The 21,193-nt window shown below is 67.8% G+C and carries 18 protein-coding genes; 9 read left to right on the top strand and 9 right to left on the bottom strand.

Translation table 11 applies throughout. The features are described from left to right. Positions 1-169: 169 nt before the first annotated feature. Positions 170-997, top strand: a complete 828-nt coding sequence (locus ACWEO2_RS24090) for a phosphatase PAP2 family protein (RefSeq protein WP_452407362.1) — start codon at positions 170-172, stop codon at positions 995-997. 187 nt (positions 998-1,184) lie between these two features. Here ACWEO2_RS24090 and ACWEO2_RS24085 read toward each other — a convergent pair whose 3' ends face one another. The 5 genes from ACWEO2_RS24085 to ACWEO2_RS24065 all read right to left on the bottom strand — a co-directional run bounded on the left by ACWEO2_RS24085 (position 1,185) and on the right by ACWEO2_RS24065 (position 9,192). After that, positions 1,185-2,339, bottom strand: coding sequence for a VWA domain-containing protein (locus tag ACWEO2_RS24085; protein ID WP_452407361.1), 1,155 nt, complete (start codon positions 2,337-2,339; stop codon positions 1,185-1,187). Beyond that, positions 2,336-2,485 (bottom strand): hypothetical protein, encoded by a 150-nt coding sequence (locus tag ACWEO2_RS24080; RefSeq protein WP_452407360.1) that lies wholly within the window; start codon positions 2,483-2,485, stop codon positions 2,336-2,338. Before ACWEO2_RS24080 ends, ACWEO2_RS24085 begins: the two co-directional genes overlap by 4 nt. Beyond that, positions 2,482-5,109, bottom strand: coding sequence for a DUF5682 family protein (locus ACWEO2_RS24075; protein WP_452407459.1), 2,628 nt, complete (start codon positions 5,107-5,109; stop codon positions 2,482-2,484). Before ACWEO2_RS24075 ends, ACWEO2_RS24080 begins: the two co-directional genes overlap by 4 nt. A gap of 115 nt (positions 5,110-5,224) precedes the next feature. Further along, a complete protein-coding gene (locus ACWEO2_RS24070) occupies positions 5,225-6,334 on the bottom strand; it encodes an ATP-binding protein (RefSeq protein WP_452407359.1) in 1,110 nt (369 codons plus the stop codon). Continuing rightward, positions 6,331-9,192: a DUF5691 domain-containing protein gene (locus tag ACWEO2_RS24065; RefSeq protein WP_452407358.1), complete on the bottom strand. Its 2,862-nt coding sequence runs from the start codon at positions 9,190-9,192 to the stop codon at positions 6,331-6,333. Before ACWEO2_RS24065 ends, ACWEO2_RS24070 begins: the two co-directional genes overlap by 4 nt. Positions 9,193-9,668: 476 nt before the next feature. On the opposite strand from ACWEO2_RS24065, the gene ACWEO2_RS24060 reads away from it, so the two are divergent. From ACWEO2_RS24060 to ACWEO2_RS24035, 6 genes are all read left to right on the top strand, one after another. Beyond that, on the top strand, positions 9,669-12,098 hold the full coding sequence (locus ACWEO2_RS24060) for an AAA family ATPase (protein WP_452407357.1): 2,430 nt from the start codon (positions 9,669-9,671) through the stop codon (positions 12,096-12,098). 62 nt (positions 12,099-12,160) lie between these two features. Beyond that, a complete protein-coding gene (locus ACWEO2_RS24055) occupies positions 12,161-12,337 on the top strand; it encodes a hypothetical protein (RefSeq protein ID WP_452407356.1) in 177 nt (58 codons plus the stop codon). Positions 12,338-12,388: 51 nt separating this feature from the next. Next, on the top strand, positions 12,389-12,682 hold the full coding sequence (locus ACWEO2_RS24050; protein WP_452407355.1) for a hypothetical protein: 294 nt from the start codon (positions 12,389-12,391) through the stop codon (positions 12,680-12,682). Positions 12,683-12,732: 50 nt separating this feature from the next. After that, positions 12,733-13,119, top strand: coding sequence for a hypothetical protein (locus tag ACWEO2_RS24045; protein ID WP_452407354.1), 387 nt, complete (start codon positions 12,733-12,735; stop codon positions 13,117-13,119). Between the two features lie 1,027 nt (positions 13,120-14,146). Beyond that, complete coding sequence (locus ACWEO2_RS24040) at positions 14,147-14,536, top strand: YchJ family protein (RefSeq protein WP_452407353.1); 390 nt, start codon at positions 14,147-14,149, stop codon at positions 14,534-14,536. A gap of 17 nt (positions 14,537-14,553) precedes the next feature. Beyond that, positions 14,554-14,829: a SelT/SelW/SelH family protein gene (locus ACWEO2_RS24035; protein WP_355176974.1), complete on the top strand. Its 276-nt coding sequence runs from the start codon at positions 14,554-14,556 to the stop codon at positions 14,827-14,829. 123 nt (positions 14,830-14,952) lie between these two features. On the opposite strand, the gene ACWEO2_RS24030 is transcribed toward ACWEO2_RS24035, so the two are convergent. Further along, positions 14,953-15,180, bottom strand: a complete 228-nt coding sequence (locus tag ACWEO2_RS24030; RefSeq protein WP_452407352.1) for an FmdB family zinc ribbon protein — start codon at positions 15,178-15,180, stop codon at positions 14,953-14,955. A gap of 151 nt (positions 15,181-15,331) precedes the next feature. Here ACWEO2_RS24030 and ACWEO2_RS24025 point away from each other — a divergent pair, with 151 nt between their 5' ends. Further along, the gene (locus tag ACWEO2_RS24025) at positions 15,332-16,909 is read left to right on the top strand and encodes a carboxylesterase/lipase family protein (RefSeq protein WP_452407351.1); all 1,578 of its coding nucleotides are present in this window, start codon (positions 15,332-15,334) and stop codon (positions 16,907-16,909) included. A 94-nt stretch (positions 16,910-17,003) separates the two neighbouring features. On the opposite strand, the gene ACWEO2_RS24020 is transcribed toward ACWEO2_RS24025, so the two are convergent. Next, positions 17,004-17,591 (bottom strand): helix-turn-helix domain-containing protein, encoded by a 588-nt coding sequence (locus ACWEO2_RS24020; RefSeq protein ID WP_452407350.1) that lies wholly within the window; start codon positions 17,589-17,591, stop codon positions 17,004-17,006. Between the two features lie 236 nt (positions 17,592-17,827). Here ACWEO2_RS24020 and ACWEO2_RS24015 point away from each other — a divergent pair, with 236 nt between their 5' ends. Continuing rightward, on the top strand, positions 17,828-18,874 hold the full coding sequence (locus tag ACWEO2_RS24015) for an NAD(P)/FAD-dependent oxidoreductase (RefSeq protein WP_452407349.1): 1,047 nt from the start codon (positions 17,828-17,830) through the stop codon (positions 18,872-18,874). Positions 18,875-19,053: 179 nt separating this feature from the next. Here ACWEO2_RS24015 and ACWEO2_RS24010 read toward each other — a convergent pair whose 3' ends face one another. Continuing rightward, entirely contained in the window at positions 19,054-20,361 is a 1,308-nt protein-coding gene (locus ACWEO2_RS24010; protein WP_452407348.1) for a cytochrome P450, read from the bottom strand. Positions 20,362-20,461: 100 nt separating this feature from the next. Then, a complete protein-coding gene (locus tag ACWEO2_RS24005; RefSeq protein ID WP_452407347.1) occupies positions 20,462-21,184 on the bottom strand; it encodes a TIGR03089 family protein in 723 nt (240 codons plus the stop codon). Positions 21,185-21,193 lie beyond the last annotated feature (9 nt).

Below are 21,193 nucleotides of genomic sequence, written 5' to 3'. Positions count from 1 at the left end.
CCAGCGAGTCGAAATCGGGAGCAGCCTATCGGAGATGCGAGATGTTGTGTCTGTCCGGTCACAGTGTGCTGAGCCTGCCTAACGATCGGTGCTACGGTAACCGGAGGCTACTGCTCCGCTTAGTGCCTGATTACGGCCTGGGGTTCGATGGGTAAGGAGGCCGCTGGCGATGGTGGCAGCGGGTCTCGGTGGTCCGGGTGTGGGCTTTTCGCCCGCGTTCGGTGGTATCGCCGAGAAGATGAGGGCGGCGGTGCACGGCCGCGGCGGCGAGGCGGTTGGGCAACTCGCGCTGATAACTGTGCTGTATCTGGCCTATCGGGTCGGGCGGATGGTCACCGCCGACGACACCGTGCGCGCGCTCGGGAATGCCAGGAGCATGCTGAGCATCGAGGATGCGCTCGGGCTGCCGGAGGAGACCACGGTGCAGAGTGTGTTCCTGCATCGGGATCTGCTCGCGGTGGGGGCCAACTTCTATTACGCCACCGCGCATTTCACGGTCGCGATCGGTGTGCTGCTATGGCTGTGGGTCTTTCGGCCCGAGCACTATCGATGGACCAGAAATCTGATGGTGGCATTGACCGCGGCCGCGCTGGCGGTGCACATGCTGATGCCGCTCGCGCCGCCGCGCATGCTGCCCGAGTGCGGATTCGTCGACCTCGCCGCGATACACGGCCAATCCGTCTACGGCTCACCGGAATCCGGCGGGCTCTCCAACCAGTTCGCGGCCATGCCCTCACTGCATGTCGGGTGGGCCCTGCTGCTCGCCTTCGCCGTGGTGGCCGCGACCCGCGGCAGCTGGCGGTGGCTGGCACTGGCGCATCCGGTGCTCACGACGGTGGTCGTGGTCGGCACCGGCAATCACTATTGGCTCGACGCGATCGTCGCGGTCGTCCTGCTCGGATTGGCGTCGCTGCTGCATCCGCTGATCGTGCCCGCGTCGGCGACCGCGTGGGGTGCCATGGGCCCGGTCGGTGCGGAATTGCTCGCGACGCGCTGACCACGGCAAACGGGCGAAACAAGATCAACTAGGGCGTACCATCGACGGGTTGACTTGTTTGCCCGGTTCAGACAAGGAGTCCGACCATGGGTTTCATCAGCGCCCTCGACACGATTCTGGATGTCGGCGTCAAGTTCCTGTCGCTGCTCCAAAGTGTGGTCAGCCTGTCATCAGGCAGTTGAGTCCGTCAGGTGTTCCGGTTGGCCCAGGCCTGGACGTCGCCACGGTCCAGGGCCAGTGCGAGTAGATCCGGGAACTTGTCCGGGGTGCAGGCGAAGGCCGGGATGCCGAGGGCGGCGAGGGCGGCGGCATTGTCGTGGTCGAAGGCGGGAGCGCCGTCGTCGGACAGGGCGAGTAGGACTACCACTTGGACGCCGGACTCCCGCATGGAGTTCACCCGCCGCAGCATCTCTTCGCGGATGCCGCCCTCGTAGAGGTCGGATATGAGGACGAAGAGGGTGTCGGCCGGGCGGGTGATCAGCGATTGGGAATAAGCGATCGCGCGGTTGATATCGGTGCCGCCGCCGAGTTGGGTGCCGAACAGCACCTCTACCGGATCGCTGAGTTGTTCGGTCAGGTCGACGACTTCGGTGTCGAAGACGACCAGCGAGGTTTTCAGCGAACGCATGGAGGCGAGCACCGCGCCGAAGACCGACGCGTAGACGACGCTGGAGGCCATCGAGCCGGATTGGTCGATGGCCAGCACCACATCGCGGCGCACCGCCTGCGCCTTGCGGCCGTAGCCGATCAGCCGCTCGGGAACGACGGTGCGGTATTCGGGCAGATAGTTGGCCAGGTTGGTGCGGATGGTGCGGTCCCAGTCGATATCGCGCAGTCGCGGGCGGGTCACCCGGGCGGCGCGGTTCAGTGCGCCGGAGACCGCGGCGACGGTATGTGCGGCGATGCGCTGTTCGATCTCGCGGACCACCTTCTCGACCACCATTCGCGCCGTCGCCTTGGTGGTTTCGGGCATAACCCGATTGAGGCTGAGCAGGGTGCCGACCAGATGCACATCGGGTTCCACCGCTTCGAGCAGTTCCGGTTCCAGTAAGAGCTGGGTCAGGTTCAGGCGATCGACCGCATCGCGCTGCATGACCTCGACGACGGTGGACGGGAAGTAGGTGCGAATATCGCCGAGCCAGCGGGCCACCTTTGGCGCGGAGCCGCCGAGACCGGCGGAGCGCTTGCCCGAGCTCTGGTCGTCGCCGGTGTTGTAGAGGGCCGACAGCGCGCGGTCCATCGCCTCGTCGTCGGCGGATCCGAGACCGCCGAGCGGCTGCTCGGCGGCGGTGCCGAGGACCAAACGCCAACGCCGGGCCTGGGTTTCATCGATTGCGGTCATCCGGCCACTCCGGGAAGATCGGTGACGGCGCGATGCCGCCACATGGTGTGCTGGTCGAGGACGTTCGGGCGGGCAGGCCGTTGTGCCGCCGCCTCCGGTGTCGGGGCGATCAGGGGCACGAGCCCACCGGGTGCTGTCCGGCTCATACCGGCACCCCCAAGATGTCCGCGACAGTGCGCATTGCGACGAGTCCGCGCTCGATATCGAAAGCCGTGCCGTCGTCGGTGCGCGCCGCGAGGACACCGCCATCGCGCACGGCCTGGCCGATGGCGCGGCGTTCTCCGGATTCGAAGGCACCGAAGGTACGGCGCAGCAGGGGCAGGATTTCGACGAACATATCGTCGTCGAGGCCGCGCAGCCAATCGTCGATGAGGCGCAACAACTCTCGGTCGTGGACGAGCAGCAGTCCGCGACCGCCCAGGAAGCCGTCGATCCAGGCGGCCTTGGCGGCTGCGGTATTGCCGATCGATAGCGCGGCGGAAAGTCTGCGCGCGGAATCGGATTCGTCGATGCGTCCGGCATCGACGAGCAATCGGACGGCGCGGCCGACGAGAGCGCCGTGTACGTCGTCGCGGTCGGCGAGGCGGCGCAGGGCGGCCAGCCATTCGCCGGTAGCCCAGTCGTCGTCGCGAGTGTGGATGGCGGTGTGCGCGGCATCGATTTGGCTGCGGAGTTGTTCGGCGGCTTCGGTATCGAGGCCGGTGACCGCGCCGGGCAGGCCCGCGCAGATGCGCACGAGCAGGCCGTCGGCGACGTGGGCGAGCGCCTTGGTGTCGGTGCCGCGCACATCGCCGTAGCGCAGCGTGCGGGTCAGGCCGGGGAGGGCGGCCAGCAGATGGGTCACATCGTGATCGAGGGCCGCGGCGGATTCCAGGCGGGTGATCAGGCCGTCGGTGGCGCCACCGAGATCGGCGAGCAGCGCCACCTCCAGTGCGCCGGTGAGATCGCCGACGGTGGCGTCCGCGCGACTCGCGGTCTCGAGGATCTTGGCCTCGGCCGCGGTGCCGATGGTGGTGCCCCAGCGCGAGGCCTCGATGATCGACACGGCGAATTCGGGTCGCCACTGCAGCGTCCAGCTCTCCCGGAAGGTGCCGGTACTGCGGACTTCGCCGGTTGTCGGTGTGCCCCAGTCGATGCCGAGCAGCCGCAGCCGGTGCAGCAGCCGGGAGCGTTCGACCTCGCGTTCCTTGCGCAGGTCGAGATCGAGGTTGCGGGACAGGGCTTCCTGTTTGAGCCGAAGTGTGCGAATCCGGGCGCGCAGATCGGCATCCAGCGGGACGGTCGGCGTGCCCTCGGGTACGCCGCCGAGCGCCTCGCCGACCACCAGTTCGGTTGCGACCAGCCGCAGCATGGTCTCATCGCCCGCGCACATTACCGACCGCACCGCCTCGGTGACCTCCGAGAGCCCGGCAAGCGGCCGGGCCCGCAGCACCGCGAGGGTATCGGCGAGCCGAACGGATTCGATGATGTGCGCGCTGGAGACCGGTAGATCGTGGGCGCGCAGCACCCCGGCCACCTTGGTCAGCCAGCGCGCGATCGGCTGCTCGGTCTCGGTGAACAGGTGGTGATACCAGCCCGGCGAGGTAATGCCCGCGCCGTATCCGGAGGTGCTAGCCAACCGCGAATGCGTCCATGGCACCCACGTCAAAGTCGCCTTGACCTTCGGAAGTCCCTTGAGCAGCTTGGTATCCGCGGTCGCTGGCCCCAGCTTTCCGGTCAGCGCCGGTGCGTGCCAGGCCCCACACACCACGGCGAGCCGCTGCGACCCCTCCTTCAACGCTTTGCGCATCGTCTGGCGCATGTACGCCTCACGCCGCAGGGTGTGGGCGTCGATGCCGTCGAACCTTATCGGTTCGCGCGCAGTGTCTTCGGGTCCGATCGCTGCGCCGACCGTATCGCCTGCAGTCGCACCGTCCAGCGAAGCATCCGCCGTTGTGCCGGTGCCTTCGGGTGTTATCGGTTCGCGCACAGCGTCTTTTCCGCCGACTGAGTCGCCTGCGGTTGCGCTGTCATGCGTTTGGAAGTCAGGCGCGTCGTCCGGCGAAACGTCGGCGCTGGTGCCCGTGCCCTCGGGCCTTGTCGGTTCGCGCGCAGTGACTTCGCGGCCGATCGCGTCGACTGTGTCACCCGCGGCCGAACTCGCACGCGTCTGGACGTCAGGCGCAGCATCTCGTCCGTGCGCAGGCGGCCCAAGGCGCCGGTCGTCAGGCGCATGGTCTTCGCTTGTGCCGGTGGCAGTTCCGATCGCGAACTGGCCCCGCTCGGCGGCTTCCCGCAGCGCGCCCATCGCCTCGGTGATCGCATCGAAAGCGTCCGCGTCGGCGACGGATTCGACCACCGCGTCCCACCAGCGCTCGGCATCGTCGTAGCCGCCCGCGGCCGCCAGTTCGGCCAGCGGATCTATGCGATCACCCGGTTCGTCCTCGGCGGCTAGTGCGGCGCTCGCGGGCAGATCGCAGAACCGCACCGGCACATCGTTTTCGACCGCGTATCGCAGCGCCTGCCATTCCGGCGAGAACACCGCGTACGGCCAGAATGCGGCCTTGGCTGGCATGTCCGGCACATAGGCCAGCAGCGCGACCGGCGGCGACATCCCTTCGGCCGCAACATAACCGACGAGCGGGTCGGCATCGGCCGGGCCCTCGATCAGAATCGTATCCGGCCGGAACCTCTCCAGCGCGGTGCGCAGCGATCTGGCCGAACCGGGGCCGTGGTGGCGGATGCCGAATACCCTCGTTGCCGGACCACTCTGCGTGGTGCCGTAGCGGATGTCCGGAGCCGAATCGTCGGCTTCGGATGTGTGTGTTTCTGTCACCGTGTTACCCCCGGGCTGAACATGCGGTGTCGCGGGATCGAGTTGCGGCTGATTCGCTTCGACCGCAACCTCATCCGGTGACCTCGCGGCAGGCGCGGTAGAAGTCGGACCAGTCGGGGCGTTCGCGGACAACGGCTTCCAGATATTCGGTCCAGATGACGGCATCGGCCACCGGATCCTTGATCACCGAGCCGAGAACCGCGCCCGCAATATCGGAGGCGCGCAGCGTGCCGTCGCCGAAATGGGCCGACAGGGCGATGCCGTTGGTGATCACCGAGATCGCTTCGGCGGTGGACAGGGTGCCGGAGGGGGATTTGAGCTTGGTGCGGCCGTCGGCAGTAATGCCGGAGCGCAGCTCCCGGAAGACGCGCACCACGCGGCGCACCTCCTCGGCCGCGGCGGGGACGGTCGGCAGCTCGAGTGCCGAGCCGAGCTGTTCCACGCGGCGGGTGACAATGGCGACTTCCTCGTCCTCGCTGGCGGGCAGCGGGAGCACCACCGTGTTGAAGCGGCGGCGCAGCGCGGAGGACAGATCGTTGACGCCACGGTCGCGGTCATTGGCGGTGGCGATGACGTTGAAGCCCTTGGCGGCTTGCACCTCCATGCCGAGTTCCGGTACCGGCAGTGTCTTCTCCGACAGCACGGTGATCAGCGCGTCCTGCACATCGGACGGGATGCGGGTGAGTTCCTCGATACGGGCGATCGCGCCGCGGCTCATCGCGGTCATCACCGGTGACGGCACCAGCGCGCCCTCACTCGGGCCCTCGGCGAGCAGGCGCGCGTAATTCCAGCCGTAGCGGATCGCCTCTTCGGCGGTGCCCGATGTGCCCTGTACGAGCAGCGTCGACGCACCGCTGACGGCGGCCGAAAGATGTTCCGATACCCAGGTTTTCGCCGTGCCCGGCACGCCGAGCAGCAACAGCGCCCGATCGGTCGCCAGGGTCGAGACCGCGACCTCCATGAGCCTGCGCGGCCCGACATATTTGGGGGTGATCACGGTGCCATCGTCGAGCGTGCCGCCGAGTAGATAGGTGACCACCGCCCACGGGGACAGCTGCCAGGACGGTGGACGCGGCCGATCGTCGAGCGCCGCGAGTGCCCGCAGTTCATCGGCAAAGGCCTGTTCGGCATGCGGGCGCAACAGCTCCGGCGTGGTATCGGCGGTGGTAGTGGTCGTCACTGCAACTCCTCGAGCATCATCGAGCGGTGGTTGAGGTCATGGGCGAGCTGATCGAAGGCTCGTTCCCAGCTGGGGTCGGCGCATTTGCGAGCCACCGCGGTGGCCGCCCGTGCCGCGCCGACGGGTAGGTGCACGGCCGCAGCGGCGAGCAGCGACCGGTGTGTGCTCGGGCCGGTGCCATGCGCCTCGGGGCGTTTGGCCGCGGCACGCGCGCGTTCGAACAACAACAGCAGCAGGTGTTGGGCAAGGGGTTCCGGCCACGGATGTCCCATGGCGGGCAGCAGGGCCTCCAGTTCCGAGAGCCATGCACCGTCGAGTTGGAGCAGATGCCGGGTGCGATCGGGCAGCGGCAGCAGGGCGAACAGTTCGCGTCGCCGCAGCATCGCCAGATCGGTCGGCACCCCGGCATCGAACAGCGCCCGAGCCCAGGTCGGATCGTGTTGTGCCAGTGCGGCATCCACCCAGCCATCGAACAGTGGCTGCCGGAACCGATCGACGATCTTGGCCTGGGTGGCCTTATCCGGTGCGCCGAGTGCGGACTCCCAGTGCGTCAGCGGTGTTGCGGCGATGAGTTGGCGCAGCTGCCCGGCACGCAGGTCCGGTGCGCCATCCCAGCGGTAGGTGAATTCCACGGTGCGATCGGTGATGCCGTCCCTGCGGTCGGCGTCGTCGAGCTCTTCGGGAACACGGACAATCAGATTCGCATGCAGCAGCTGGTGTTCGACCGTGACCCAGTCGCCAGCCCGTCGCTGCATGCGTTCGGCGAATGCCGAATTCGGCAGCAGCGGTAGCAGTCCCGCCGCGACTCGCCGGACATCGGATCGCCGATCGTCCAGCGCCGATTCCAGCAGTGGTTCGTCAGCGGCCGCAATCCCGTCGGCGAGTACGGCGAGCAGCTCCGCCTTCAGCGGGCCGGATTCCTTCGGCCAGGACGCGGCCAGTGCCGCCCGCGCCGCGTCGGCATCGCGACGACGCAGCTCGGCCAGCCATTCCCGGCGCTCGGGTGGCCGGCCGAACTGCCAGCTCTGTTCCGTCGGTGCAGCGGAATGCTCCTGCCGCACCAGGTCTCGCCATTGCGGATGCCGGTCGGCCAGCCATCGACCGCGGGTTCCGGCCAGGCGCAGCAGTGGCTCGCGCAACTCGGTATTCGCCTTCGCCTGCTCGAGCAGCAGGCTGCACAGCGCGTCCGGTGCGCGGTAGTCGAATGGTGTTGCGGCGGCGAACCATTCGGGCAGGAAGGCGGACCGGTCGCGCAGCAGCCGGGACAGCCGGGCGGCCGCAGCCCTCGGCATGAGTCGCCGAGCGTCATCCTGGGCGGGTTCGGGCACGGTGGCCCTGGCAATGGAGGTGCCACCGCGGACGAAGGCGCCGTGCAGCGCGGCCGATTCGAGCAGTACCAGCGCGGGGTCACTGCGCAACCGCGTCGCCGCCGCCGCGACCGGGGCGTCGAGACATGCGGTATCCAATGCCCTGCGGGCCGTGCCGAGCAGGGCCACCGAGGTCAGATCCTCCGACAGCGGTGCGGCGGGCGAATTCGACGCTCCCCATGTCGCGTACTCCGTGCTGCCGATATCGACGATCTCACCCGCGATGAACGCCGAGATCGGGACCAATCCGGCGACACTCCACTCGGCGGCCAGCGTCACCGGATGCCCGCCCGATACCCCGAGTAGCCGCCACGGCTGCTCGGTGGCCGCGACGGGCAGTGCGGTGCCGTCGGATTCGGTGATGTACCAGCCATTTTCGGTCCACACCGGTACGACATCGGTGAGCAGCACCGGACGTGACCGCAGCCAAGGGTCAGCGCCCAGCGCCCCGGCGTGCGCGTCCAGTGCGGCGGCGATCGTCCCGTCGAGCACCGGCAATGTGGTGAACGGTTCGGTGGCACCGTGCCGCTCACCCCACAGCGCGCGCAGCGGCGCACCGCCCGGGTAGTAGTGCAGCTCCGCGTCGGCCATCAGACCGGGCAGCGGCACCTCCGTCGAGAAGTTCGGCGCATTGAAGGAGTGTTCGAGCAGCATGGCCCAGCGCCGCGTCTGTCTGCCGTACAACCAGGTTCGGCGGGTATAGAGCCGCTCCTCTTCACTGGTGCGGATGCCGAGGACCTGCCAACGGTCGCGGACCGCCGGTTGGGCGCGCACGGTCTCGGTGGGCATCGGATAGCCGATATGGATCCGGATGCTGGCCTGCAATTCCGGGGACAGCTCGTCGAGGCGACGGTGCGCGGCGATCAGTAGGTGCAGCCTGGCGTATTCGGCCAGCACGACGTCCGGCCAATCTGCCCGGTTCACCACGGTGGTCGGCAGCTGTCGCAGCGCGGCGGCGACGCCCGGCGCTTGGGCGTCGACCATCCGGCGCGCGATCGCCTCGAAGGCTCGGAACGAGCGATCGGTCTGCGCCAGCCCGGTGCGCACCTGATCGCCGAGCCAGATGTCGAGCTCTTCCAGGCCCGCAGTTACCCGCACCCGCCGCTGTTCGGCGGTGGCCGGGTTCGCCGTACGGGTCTGTGGGTCCTTGGCGGGCTGGGCGGCGCGGGCCGCACGTGCGCTGATCCATTCCGCCGCGAAGTCCGCGATCGGCGCGGTCTCGGTGACCGCGCCACCCGACCAGTTCAGCAAGAGCGATAGGGCGTGCTTGCACGGGAACTTGCGGCTGGGACATGAGCAGTTGTACGCGGGCCCCGCCAGATCGACGATCGTCTGATAGGGCTTGGCTCCGCTGCCTTTGCACAGGCCCCACAGGGCGGTGTCCGACTGGCCGGTGCCCTGCCAGCGCCCGGCGAGCTTGCGCGCGGCGGCGAGTGAGCTCGCATCGGGCGCCAATGCGTTGACCTGGTCTTCGGTCCATGGCGCGGTCATTTGACTGCTCCCGCCTGGTTCATCCGGCGGCTCCGGATCGAGTGTGCGTCATATTTCCCCCGTTTCTCGGTTGACGGATTTCTACCTCGGCCCACCGACAAGTTGGGTGGTGAACGGACATTTTTACCGGAAGACGCTGCGCGAACGCCATATTCGGCGGCCTTGTCGCCTTGCGCTGGTTGCCTGATTCTGGCATTCTGTCCTGTTCGGCTCCGACCGAGCCACCCAAATCGGGTGACACACCATCGAGCTGCCCGCCGGGGTTGGCGAGGGGTGGACATCGAGCGGGGCCCAGCCTGTTCGATGGCCATACCATCCCCGCGGGCAGATTCGCCCCCACACTTCGAACCCACTCGAACCGGCACTGCTGTGGGCGAATTCGACACCATCGGGTAGCGTTTCGCTCAGCTTTCGACAGTGATACCCGGTTCGGGGTTGGAGGACTTGCCGCGGTTCGGTGGTGTAGGGGGTTGCCTATGCGTTCAGATCCGGGAACAGATCCTGCGACGACGGTGCCGCGCCTGACCGAGGTGGTATCCCGGCGACTCGCCGCTGATCCGGCCGTCACCCCCGACGTCGCACATGCCGTGCTCCGCGCCCTCGGCGGCGGTGAATCCAATAATCTGGCAACCGAATTCGACGGCGCCGGCATCTTCCTGCGCGCGATTCGGGTGCGCGGCTTCCGCGGCATCGGCCCGGAGGCGACCCTCGAGCTGCCGCCCGGTCCCGGTCTCACCCTGGTGGTCGGGCGCAATGGAAGTGGTAAGTCCAGTTTCGCCGAGGCCGCCGAACTGGTGCTCACCGGCAGCAATCGCCGATGGGACGGCCGGTCGGCGGCCTGGCGCGAGGGCTGGCGCAATCTGCACGACGGCACGTCAGCGCGGGTCGAGCTCGAATTGCTCACCACCGGAGCCGATCCCGAGCTGACCATCGCCAAAGAGTGGGCGCCACAGGCGGAACTGGGTCAGGCGCACTGGACCGAACAGCGACCCGGCACCGCGCCAATGGATTTCGATGGCGCACGCTGGGCCGGTCTGCTGGAGCTGTATCGACCCTTCCTGTCCTACAGCGAACTCGGCGCACTCGTCGACGGTAAGCCGAGCGATCTGTTCGACGCGTTGCACCGGCTGCTCGGCCTCGATGAATTGACCGTGGCGCAGGAGCGAATCCGTACACGTCGACTGGAACTCGAACGCGCCGTGCGTGATTCGCGCCAGGAACGTATCGAACTGGTCGCCGCGCTGGAGACGGTGGCCGACGATCGTGCGGTCCGGATGGCGGCGCTGCTGCGCCCGGATCGGCCGGATCTCACCGCGATCGGCCGTGAAGTGCTCGGCACGAACGAACATCCGGTTGGTCCCGACGGGTTGCGCGCGATCGTGCGCCTCGCCCTGCCCACCGGTGCCGAGGTCGAAGCCATAGCCGCGCGCCTCGAACAGTGCCGTGCGGTGCTCGCGCGCGATTCGACCGCCGATGCCGAGGCCGATCTGCGGGTGCTGGAGTTGCTGCGCCGGGCGCGCGATCACGTTGCCGCCAGCGGGGAATGCGCATGTCCGGTGTGCGGGCGCGGAGAGCTCGACGCGGCCTGGTTGCGTGGTGCGGAGGCGGCGATGACCGAGCTGACCTCGCGGGTCGACGCGCTCGCGACCGCACGCGACGCGCTACGGCAGGCCGTTCGTGACGCTCGGGCACTGCCGGATCACATTCCGCCGGAGCTGGATTTCGATCCGCGCAATCCGCCCACCGTCGACACCACCGCGGTACGCCGAGCCTGGACCGACTGGGCGGCGCTGACCGGCGCCGACTACTCCCCGGACCTACCCGATCGGCTGCGCGGTGCGCACGCGCGCCTGCTCGACGAGCTCGAGCTATTGCAGCAGGGCACCCGCAAGGAATTGAACCGCCTCGACGAGGTGTGGTCGCCACTGGTGCCGCGCATCACCGCCTGGCTGGACGGGGCACGCGCGATCGTTGCGAACGGCGGTGAACTGCGCACCCTCAAACGCGCCGAGGACTGGCTGAAATTCGCGACGGCCGGTTTGCGCGGGGAGCGGATGGCGCCGCTGGAGACCACGGCGCGGTGGGTCTGGCGCACGCTGCGTCAGCAGAGCAATGTCGAGCTCGGCGCGATTCGGTTGCAGGGCAATGCCGGAACCGCGCGCCGGGTACTGCTCGATGTCACCGTGGACGAGGTGGACGGGGCCGCGCTCGGCGTGATGAGTCAGGGCGAGCTGCACGCCCTTGGACTTTCGCTGTTCCTGCCGCGAGCGACCGTGGAGGACAGTCCCTTCCGCTTCGTCATGATCGATGATCCGGTGCAGGCAATGGATCCGGCGAAGGTGGACGGGCTGGCCAGGGTGCTCGAGGTGATGGCGTGGACGCGACAGGTGGTCGTGTTCACCCATGACGAGCGGCTGGCCGAAGCGGTGCGGCGGATGCAACTCGACGCCAGCGTGCTCGAGGTACAGCGGCGCGAGCGCTCGGTGGTGGAGGTGCGGATGTCCAGTGACCCCATCCGCCGCTATCTCGACGACGCACGCTCACTGGTGCGTACCCCGCAGCTGCCCCCGGCGATCGCCGATGAACTGGTGGCCACCTGCTGCCGCTCGGCCGTGGAGGCAGCGAGCCTGGCCAGGGCGCGCCGAAATCTATTGGCCGCTGGCATGGACCACCGCGACGTCGAGCGCCATATCGAAGGCGCGCAGACGACCCGGGCGATGGTCGCACTTGCGGTGATGGGTATCGGCGGCCGCGTCGACGATCTCAACAAACACCTTGCCCGCGAAGGCAAATGGGTCGTCGATGCATTGCGCGACGCCACCGCGGGCGCGCACGTACCGATCGGCCGCAGCATGCGCGACCTGATCGCGGACACCGAAAAGTTCGTCGGCTGGTTGCGGCAATGAACGACTGCTGTGTCGTGATCCCGACAGCCCCGGGGCCGCGCTCGTGAGCGGGCCGGATGGTGATGATGCAGGTAGGCCGCGCGGTGGTGCGGGCGAGTTGGGTGTCGGGAGTGTGGGTGGGCGGGTTGGTGATTCGGGCAGGCTCGGTGGTGTGGGCGGGCGGGATGGTGGTAGTGCGGGCAGGCCTGGAGACGATGCAGGCGAGCATGTGGGCGGGCCGCGCGGTGGTGGTGATGTAGGCGGGCGCGGTGATGGTGCAGGTGGGCCGCGCGGTGGTATGAGCGAGCCGGATGTCGGCAGTGTGGGCGGGCAGGGTGGCGGTGCAGGTGGGCCGCGCGGTGGTGCGGGCGAGTTGGGTGTCGGGAGTGTGGGCGGGGCAGGTGGGCCGCGCACTCGTAACAGTGCGGGTGGACCTGGTGGTGTTGTGGGCGGGGCGCGCGGTGGTGCACGTGGTTCGGGTGGCGGTGCAGGCGGACCAGGTAGTGCGGAGTCTGGGAATGGACGGGGCGCGGAGGGATCGCGACGGAAGACGGGTCAGCAGGGCGGAACTGGAGGGCGGGGCGGAGGCCGTCGACAGGGAGTAGGTCGGCGGGGCGACGTAGGTCGGAAGGGTGGCGGGCGTCGGCAGGGCGCGGTGCGGGCGACTCCGCCGCGGCCGACCGTGGCCGAGCGGTTCGAGGCGGTGGATCGGCTGCTCGACGGGTCGGTGACCGATGCAGACGGGCTGTGGTCGCGAGCGACGGTATGGATCCTGCGGCTCGCGCTGGAGCAGTCCGTCGACGAACTGTGGTTACAGGTAGCACCGGAATTGGCGCGCTGCCCGATGCGTGCACAACTGCTCGCCCTACGCGTATTCGCAGGTCACGACACCGCCGCCCAAGTGGCCACCGTGTGGTCGGCACTGTCGCGCGCCGCGCATCACCACGACTACGAACTCGCCCCGAGCGTCACCGAACTGCGCCGCTGGCGCGACCAAACCGCCGCCATCGCCACATCCCTGGCCGCCTCCGCGGTCCGGTGACCGCATCGGCGCGCCGAAACGTTCGCGCGGTGGTAGCCGCGCACGGTGCGATCCCACCCGGGCAAGTCGCGTGCCAGCAGCCGGGCTTGGCGCGAGCGCGCCGGCAGCCTGCGCAAGAGCGGGGTCACGCATCAGCAGCCTGGGCGATAGGGGGTCGCGCGCTGGCAGCGTGCGTAAGAGCGGGGCACGTACCGTCTGGTCGCGTAACACGCAGTGGCACATCAGTATTCGCGCACCGACCCGATGGCAGCGCCGTGCATCGCTACACCGCGAGATGGCAGCGCCGTGCATCGCCGCACCGCGAGATGGCATCGCCGCACCGCGAGATGGCATCGCCGCACCGCGAGATGGCAGCGCCGCGCATCGCTACACCGCGCGAAGGCAGGGCCGTGCATCGAAAGACCAACGGTGCGACCACGTATCAGCGGGTCGCGCGTTGGGATTGCCGCGCAGCGGCAGGCCTGGCTGTGCGCGCCCATGTGACGGTGTCGTCGTCGATCGCGGATCGACGTGCGATTCGATGCTGTTGTGCCGCAAGGCATTCGCATCGCGAGGTGGAATTGGGTCAGGAAAGAGAGAACAGGTCGAGGATGCTGGCCAGCAGCGAGAGGCTGGTCGCGGCGATGGACGAACCGGTACTCAAGATGTTCAACACTCCCATGGTGGGCTCCTTGATCGGTGCCGACACTTGCGTTTATACACCCGGTGATTCGTCGCCTTGGAGTTGCCGGATCGCCGATTTTGGCGCGCTATAGAGCGACACTCCGAGCGACACGCCAAAGTTGTTTGTATAGCCCCAAGAACATCCAAGTCGCCGAGCACTCGCCCTCGAAATCCCTTCGCGCTCAGGCGGCTCGATCGCACCTCGAGGATCAAGATCAGATAGCAGCGGCGTCATCGCCCGAGTGTCGGCCGTGTCTGATCTTGGTCGGTTCGGTGATTCCGGTCGGCGAGCATCGAGGCCGCTCGACTCGGCCGCAATACCCCCATGTGCGAAGCGGTCCGCGCGGCGAGCAAGATTCGGAATATGGACGAGTCGCGGCCGTGCCCGTGTAAGCGTGGAGAACCGTTCGGTCTGTGCTGTGGACCGGTATTGGCGGGGGAGCGGCCCGCGGCGACGGCCGAGGCGCTGATGCGTTCGCGCTATACCGCATTCACTCTCGGCGATGCCGAATACCTACTGCGTTCCTGGCATCCGCGCACCCGTCCGAAGACGCTCGAGCTGGATCCGGACCAGCGCTGGCTCTTTCTGGAGATCCTGCGCACCGAACGCGGCGGACCATTCGACGATGCGGGCACCGTCGAGTTCATCGCCCACTTCCGCGCCGAGGGGCGCCGCGGCTCGCTGCACGAGGTCAGCAGATTCACCCGCGTGGACGGCGCCTGGGTCTACCTCGACGGCGTCATCGAACCATGACCGGTAGCGTGCCACCCATGCCACGTGTCGCGATCGAGTACTGCACGCAATGTCGCTGGTTGCTGCGCGCGAGTTGGATGGCGCAAGAACTGCTGAGCACCTTCGCCACCGAAATCGGTGAGGTGGCCCTGATCCCGGGCACCGGCGGCGTCTTCCGCATCACCGTCGACGGCGACCAGGTCTGGGAACGCAAGGCGGACGGCGGTTTTCCCGATATCGCCGTACTCAAACAGCGGGTACGCGACCGAGTGGCCCCCGACCGCGACCTCGGCCACGCCGATAAGCACGACTGATCACCACCCCACGACGCTCATGAACCCCAGTTCGCGAAGACCATGGGGTGACACGGCGTCCACGATCAGCAGTGCTGATGTGATCAATGCCACATAGATCACCTTGCTCGAATCATCGGCGAATCAGCAGCCGCATCCACCACCGCAGCACCCACCGCCAGCGGGCCGCGGTGCCGGAGCGGGCGACGCTGTGCCAGCGCTACCCCTGCTGACCGTGGCAAATGTGGTCAGTAGCTTGACCGTGTCGTCATGGCCATTGGGGCAGACCGCCGGATTCGAGGCCTCCGCCATCGGGCGATTGACATCGAAGGTGTCGCCACAGCTGCGGCATCGGAAGCTATAACTCGGCATCGGCCCAGCGTAGCGCCGGGTGCAGTGATGCGACTAACCCGTCCAACTGTCCGGGTGCACGTACTCTCGAATAAGAGATCGCTAGGCGCTGGACCCGGCCGGAGCAAACTCGCAGCGCACTGCCCGGGTCGTGGGCAGGAGGTGCGGGAAGATGACCACTCAGTTCGATACCGAACCGGACTCCGAGGTCGGCGACACCGAGCCGGTAGCGCAAACGACCTGGGGCCGCGTGCGCGGACGGTGGGACGGATCGGTCGCGGTATGGCGCAGCATCCCGTACGCCTGCGCACCGGCGGGCCCGAATCGGTTCCGGCCACCGCAGCCGCCGCGGCCATGGGACGGGATCCGCGAGTGCACGACCTTCGGCGAAATCGCTCCGCAGACGATGGGCAATATGGTCCCGGTCGACTCCGGTCTGCGCATGGGGGAGGACTGCCTGTGGCTCAATGTGTTCTCGCCCCGCAGTTCCGCCGATACCGGTGCGCCACGGCCGGTGCTGGTGTGGCTGCACGGCGGCGCCTACTGCCTGGGCACCGCGGCACAGGGCATCTACGATGGCCGCAAGCTGGCCGAATCCGGTGACGTCGTGGTGGTGACGGTCAACTACCGGCTCGGCGCGCTCGGCTTCCTCGATTTGTCATCGCTGTCCAGCGAATTCACGCCCAATCTCGGCCTGCACGACCAGCTCGCCGCACTGGAATGGGTGCGCGACAATATCGCCGCATTCGGCGGCGATCCGGGAAATGTGACGCTGTTCGGTGAATCATCCGGCGCCGGATGCGTGACCGCATTGCTGACTTCGCCGCCAGCGGTCGGGCTGTTCCACCGGGCTATTGCGCAAAGCCCGCCTGCGACAACGGTTTTCGGCCAGGAGCGGGCCGCCGGTGTGGCGCGACGCTTTCTGGAACTGATGGAATTGCCGTTCGCCCGCGCGAACGAATTACTGGAATGCCCGATCGAGCGGATCGTGACCGCGGCGGGCGTACTGCTCGACGAGATTCCCTTGCGGGAGCCGGGCCGACTGGCCGCCGCGCCGGTCGTCGACGGCGACCTGGTTCCGACCTACCCGATCGACTCCTTTCAGCGCGGCCGTTCACATCGCGTGCCGCTGATCATCGGCACCAATAAGGATGAGGCATCTCTGTTCCGGGTGCTGCGTTCGCCGATCATGCCGGTGACCCCGGACGCGGTGAACGCGATGCTGCGCGATGTGGCCGCCAACCATCCCGATATGTCGCCCGAGCGCATCGCCGAAATCACCTCGGCCTACCCGGATCTCGCGAAAACCCGTGGCGCACTGGCCATGTCGACCGATGCGGCCTTCCGTATGCCGGCCCACTGGGTCGCCGACGGCCACGCCGCGCACTCGCCGACCTGGATGTACCGCTTCGACCATGCCACCCCGATGCTGAAGGCGGCTCGCGTCGGTGCCGGTCATGCCACCGAATTGCCTTATGTCTTCGGCAATTTCGGCACCTTGAATCACGACCCCACCTTCTGGCTCGGTGGCCGCAAGGTGGCCATGGAGGTCTCCGGTCGCATGCAGCGCCGCTGGCTCGCCTTCGCCACCCACGGCGTCCCCGCGGCCATTGACGGCTCCAAACACTGGCCGCCGTACCGCCCCGACACCCGCACCACCCTGCTCATCGACAATATCGACCGGGTGATCGACAATCCGGACCGCGACCTGCACACCGCCTGGGGTGAACAAGCGGTCGGCTTCAGCTGAGGAGTCGTCGGAACGCATCGAACCGCACATGTCCTCGATGCGGGCACCTCTCGCCGCACCGGACCGGGCACCGCACTGTGTGCGGGTGCCGTCGCTAACGGGATTTCGGCTTGGGGTTGGTGCGCAGGTGGGCGCGCTCACCCTGTTTGCCGAAGAGACTGAGGAATTCGACCGGTTCGGAATCGGCGGTGCCGAACCAGTGCGGAACGCGGGTATCGAATTCGGCGGCCTCACCCGGGGTGAGGACCACATCGTGTTCGCCGAGGACGATGCGCAGGCGTCCGTTGAGGACGTAGAGCCATTCGTAGCCCTCATGGGTTTGCGGATCGGGTTCTCTGCGGGTGTTGGCGGGTATGACGAGTTTGTATGCCTGAATGCCGCCCGCGCGGCGGGTCAGCGGCAGCATGGTCATGCCGTGGCGGGTGATCGGCCGCAGGTGGATGCGCGGATCGCCGGTGGGTGGCGCGTCGACGAGTTCGTCGAGGGTGACGCCGTGCGCCCGGGCCAGCGGCAGCAGTAGTTCGAGGGTTGGACGGCGGGCGCCGGATTCGAGACGGGACAGGGTGCTGACCGAGATGCCGGTCGCCGCCGACAGGTCGGCCAATGTGGTTTCGCGCTGGCGACGCAGCGTGCGCAGCCGAGGCCCGACCGCGTCGAGCGCATTGCCGAGGTCGTCATCCATGCCGCAAGTTTGCCATATCAGCAAGTTTGATTGCCAAGATCGCCGCCGGTCCCGCATGGTCGTCGGGAGGAGGTGGTCATGTGACCGAGCGCAGCGAGGGAACCAGTCAACACAGCACCAACGGTCGCAGCGGAGGCGAGCGTCAGCGAGGCGCAGCTGTGACCGAGCGCAGCGAGGGAACCAGTCAACACAGCACCAACGGTCGCAGCGGAGGCGAGCGCCAGCGAGGCGCAGCTGTGACCGAGTACAACGGTCGCAGCGGCGCTGCGACCGATCAGCTGAAAGACGACTATGAAGTGGTGGTGATCGGCGGCGGCGCCGCGGGATTGAGCGGCGCGCTGATGCTGGCTCGAATGCGACGTTCGGTGGTCGTGCTCGATGCGGGCCGTCCGCGCAATGCCCCGGCCGAGGGCGTACACGGACTACTCGCCCGCGAAGGGACCCCGCCCGGGGAGTTATTGGAGCGCGGTCGCGCCGAGGTCCGCGGCTACGGCGGACAGGTGGTCGGCGGGGAGGTCACCGCCGTGGTCCGCGACGGGGGCGGCTTCACGGTGACCGTGGACGGCAGATCGGTGCGGGCGCGCCGACTGCTGGTGACCACCGGACTGGTCGATGAGTTACCGGAGGTGCCGGGGTTGCGCGAGCGATGGGGCCGGGATGTGATCCACTGCCCGTACTGCCACGGCTGGGAGGTTCGCGATCGGGCAATCGGCGTGCTCGGGACCGGGCCGATGGCGGTGCACCAGGCATTGCTCTTTCGGCAGTTGAGTGCCGATGTCAGCTACTTCGCGCACACAAATTCACCGCTGACCGCCGAGCAGTCGGAGCAGTTGGCCGCCACCGGTATTCGCGTGGTGGACGGTGTGGTGGCCGCTCTGCACATCGTCGACGACCGTCTCACCGGAGTCAGGTTGAGCGACGGCACCGTGGTCGCCCGCGATGTGGTGACCGTTGCGTCGCGAATGGTGGCCCGCGCGCACTTCTTCGACACCCTCGGATTGCGCCCGACCGAACACCCGGCCGGGGTCGGTGAGTACATCCCCACCGACCCGACCGGCCGAACCGATATCCCCGGCGTCTGGGCCGCGGGCAATGTCACCGATCTGATGGCCCAGGTCGGCTCGGCCGCAGCGGCGGGTGCGGCCGCAGCCGCCCAGATCAACGCGGACCTGGTCACCGAGGAGACCAGCCGAGCGGTCGCGGCGTACCGGGAACCGTTCTCGGCGGCAGCCGAAGCACAACTGTGCGAAGCGGTGCTGGGCGATCGTCGCCACGGCATCTGACACCGTCCGGCCGTGGTACACGGACCCGGTCGCCGATGACTCCCGGTAGGCGGTCATCGCCTACCGGGTCTCGGTCCGAAGCGGTGCGACGTGGCAGTCGGCGCTCGTCGCCCCGGCTTGTGGTGCTGCAACGCTGCACAAAGCATCCGCTGCCCGCGGCATCGGCCACCCGGCGGAAGTCAGACCGCAGTCGGTTCGGGGGTGGCCGCGCGGTGGCCGAGGCGGACCGGCATTCGCTCATATCCGTGCAGCGTGAACAAATTTCGGCGTTGCGGCGTCCCGTCCAGCTGCAGGTCGGGGAAGCGCTCGAACAGCGACTGCAGCGCGAAGGTGGCTTCCATGCGGGCCAGGCTGGCACCGAGACACACGTGTATGCCGCTGCTGAAGGTCAAGTGCTCCTTGGCATTCGCGCGGCCGACGTCGAAGACATCGGGATCGGCGAAGACCGCGGGGTCTCGATTCGCGCCCGCCAGCGACAGCACGACCGTGCTGCCCTTGTGTAGCTGGATACCTTCGAATTCGAAGTCGGTCGATGCGATTCGCGCGGTCGTCTGCACCGGGGCGTCGATGCGCAGCACCTCTTCGACCGCATTCGGCCAGAGGTCCGGTTCGGCGCGCAACCGATCCAATTGTTCGGGGTGCGCAACCAATTGGGCGACACCATTGCCGATCAGGTTGACCGTCGTCTCGAATCCCGCACCCATCAGCAGACTGGCGCTCGCCTTCAGCGCGAAGTCATCGAGTTCACCGGCGGTGACCAGGCTGCTGAGGATATCGTCCCCGGGTTCGCGGCGCAGTCGCGCGATATGCCCGTCGAGGTAATGGTTCATCACCTCCATCGCCCCGAGCGCCTGCCGAAACGCCCGCCAGGAGATCCCGACATCGAGCAGCGGGGTCATGCGATCGCCCCAGTCCAGAAATACCTTTCGGTCCTTTTCCGGGAAGCCGAGCATTTCCGAGATGATGGCGATCGGCACCTGCGCGGCATACGACTCGATCAGATCGGCCGAGCCACCCGATGGCAGCGCGTCGAGCAGTTCTTCGGTGACCGTCTCGACTCGATCCCGCAATCTGCCGACCGCCCGCGGGGTGAAGGCCGAGGCGACCGGCTTGCGCATCCGCGTATGCTCCGGCGGGTCGATGACCAGCATCGACGGCGGCTCGACCGGATTGGGCGGCAACGGAAGCCGTTCGGCGAGCAGTTGCAGCGGCTTCGGAATATTGAAGGTATCGGTGGTGCGCACACCGAACCGGGTGTCCCGCAGCACACTTCGGCACAGATCGTAGTCGAAGCTGGCCCACGCGATCGGGGTGCGCAGCAGCCGACCCTGCCCACGCAGCCGCTCGATCAGCGGGTAGGGATCGGCCAGGCCGTCCGGTCCGCCCATCAGCTGGGCGAACGGATCACCACGCCGCGCCTGCGTGCGCATGGCCAAGCGAGGCGCACCCTGCGTCGACAACCAGCGGAACCAATATTGCGGCTTCATCTCACCAACCCCATCGTTGTGCGATAGCTCCACCGTACTAATCGACCGGCGTGCGTGGAACGTCCTATGGTCGGACGCCCACCTATACCGGAGTAGGAGATCAGCCGCGCTGCGCGGTGACCCGCTCGGATTCGATGCGCCGCTCGCGCAGGGCCGGATCGGGATTGACCACCTGGACCAGCGCGCCCCCTGCGACCAGTACCGAGACGAATCCGTCGATCAGTTCGGCGGCGGTATCCCAGGACGTGCTCGACAGCACCCGGTCGCCCTCGCCGAACCCCTGCCGCAATGCGGATTTCCTGGCCTCGGCCAGCACCTCGGAGACCGGCATACCATCCAGCGCCACCCCGGTGCCGCGCGGCAGGAAATGGTCCCCGTGTACCCGAACGGAGGTGGCGAAATCGGTGATGCCGATCGGCAGATCGCGGACCGGCAGCCCGAAGGCGTCCAGCGAGAGTGCGGCGACCTCGGCGATGCCGTCGGTCTCGGCCAGCCGTTCGGCGGTGGTCAGCGCCAGATCGGCGTCCGGATCGGGCCCGAGCACCACCTCGGTCCCGGCCCACCAGCAGCCGAGCAGCACCGCGGCGGTCTGCCAGTGTGCTGGCAGCAGCACCGCGACCCTGGCACCCGGGCTCAACCCGAATTCGTCGCGAATCAGATTGGCGGTCTTGGCCGCCCAGTTCGCCAGGGTAAGCCCGGACAGCTCGATCCGGGCGCCGGTGGCGTCGTCGTAGTAGGTGACGCGTGGACCCGCTGGATCGCGTTCGAGGATCGGATCCAGCACCGCCTCGGTGAGGGTCAGTTTCTGGTCTTGGTCACGCATCGGTCAATT

This window comes from Nocardia sp. NPDC004278, assembly GCF_053602975.1.
Note: the sequence above shows the minus strand (reverse complement) of the source record. Positions and strands in the feature narration are given on the sequence as shown.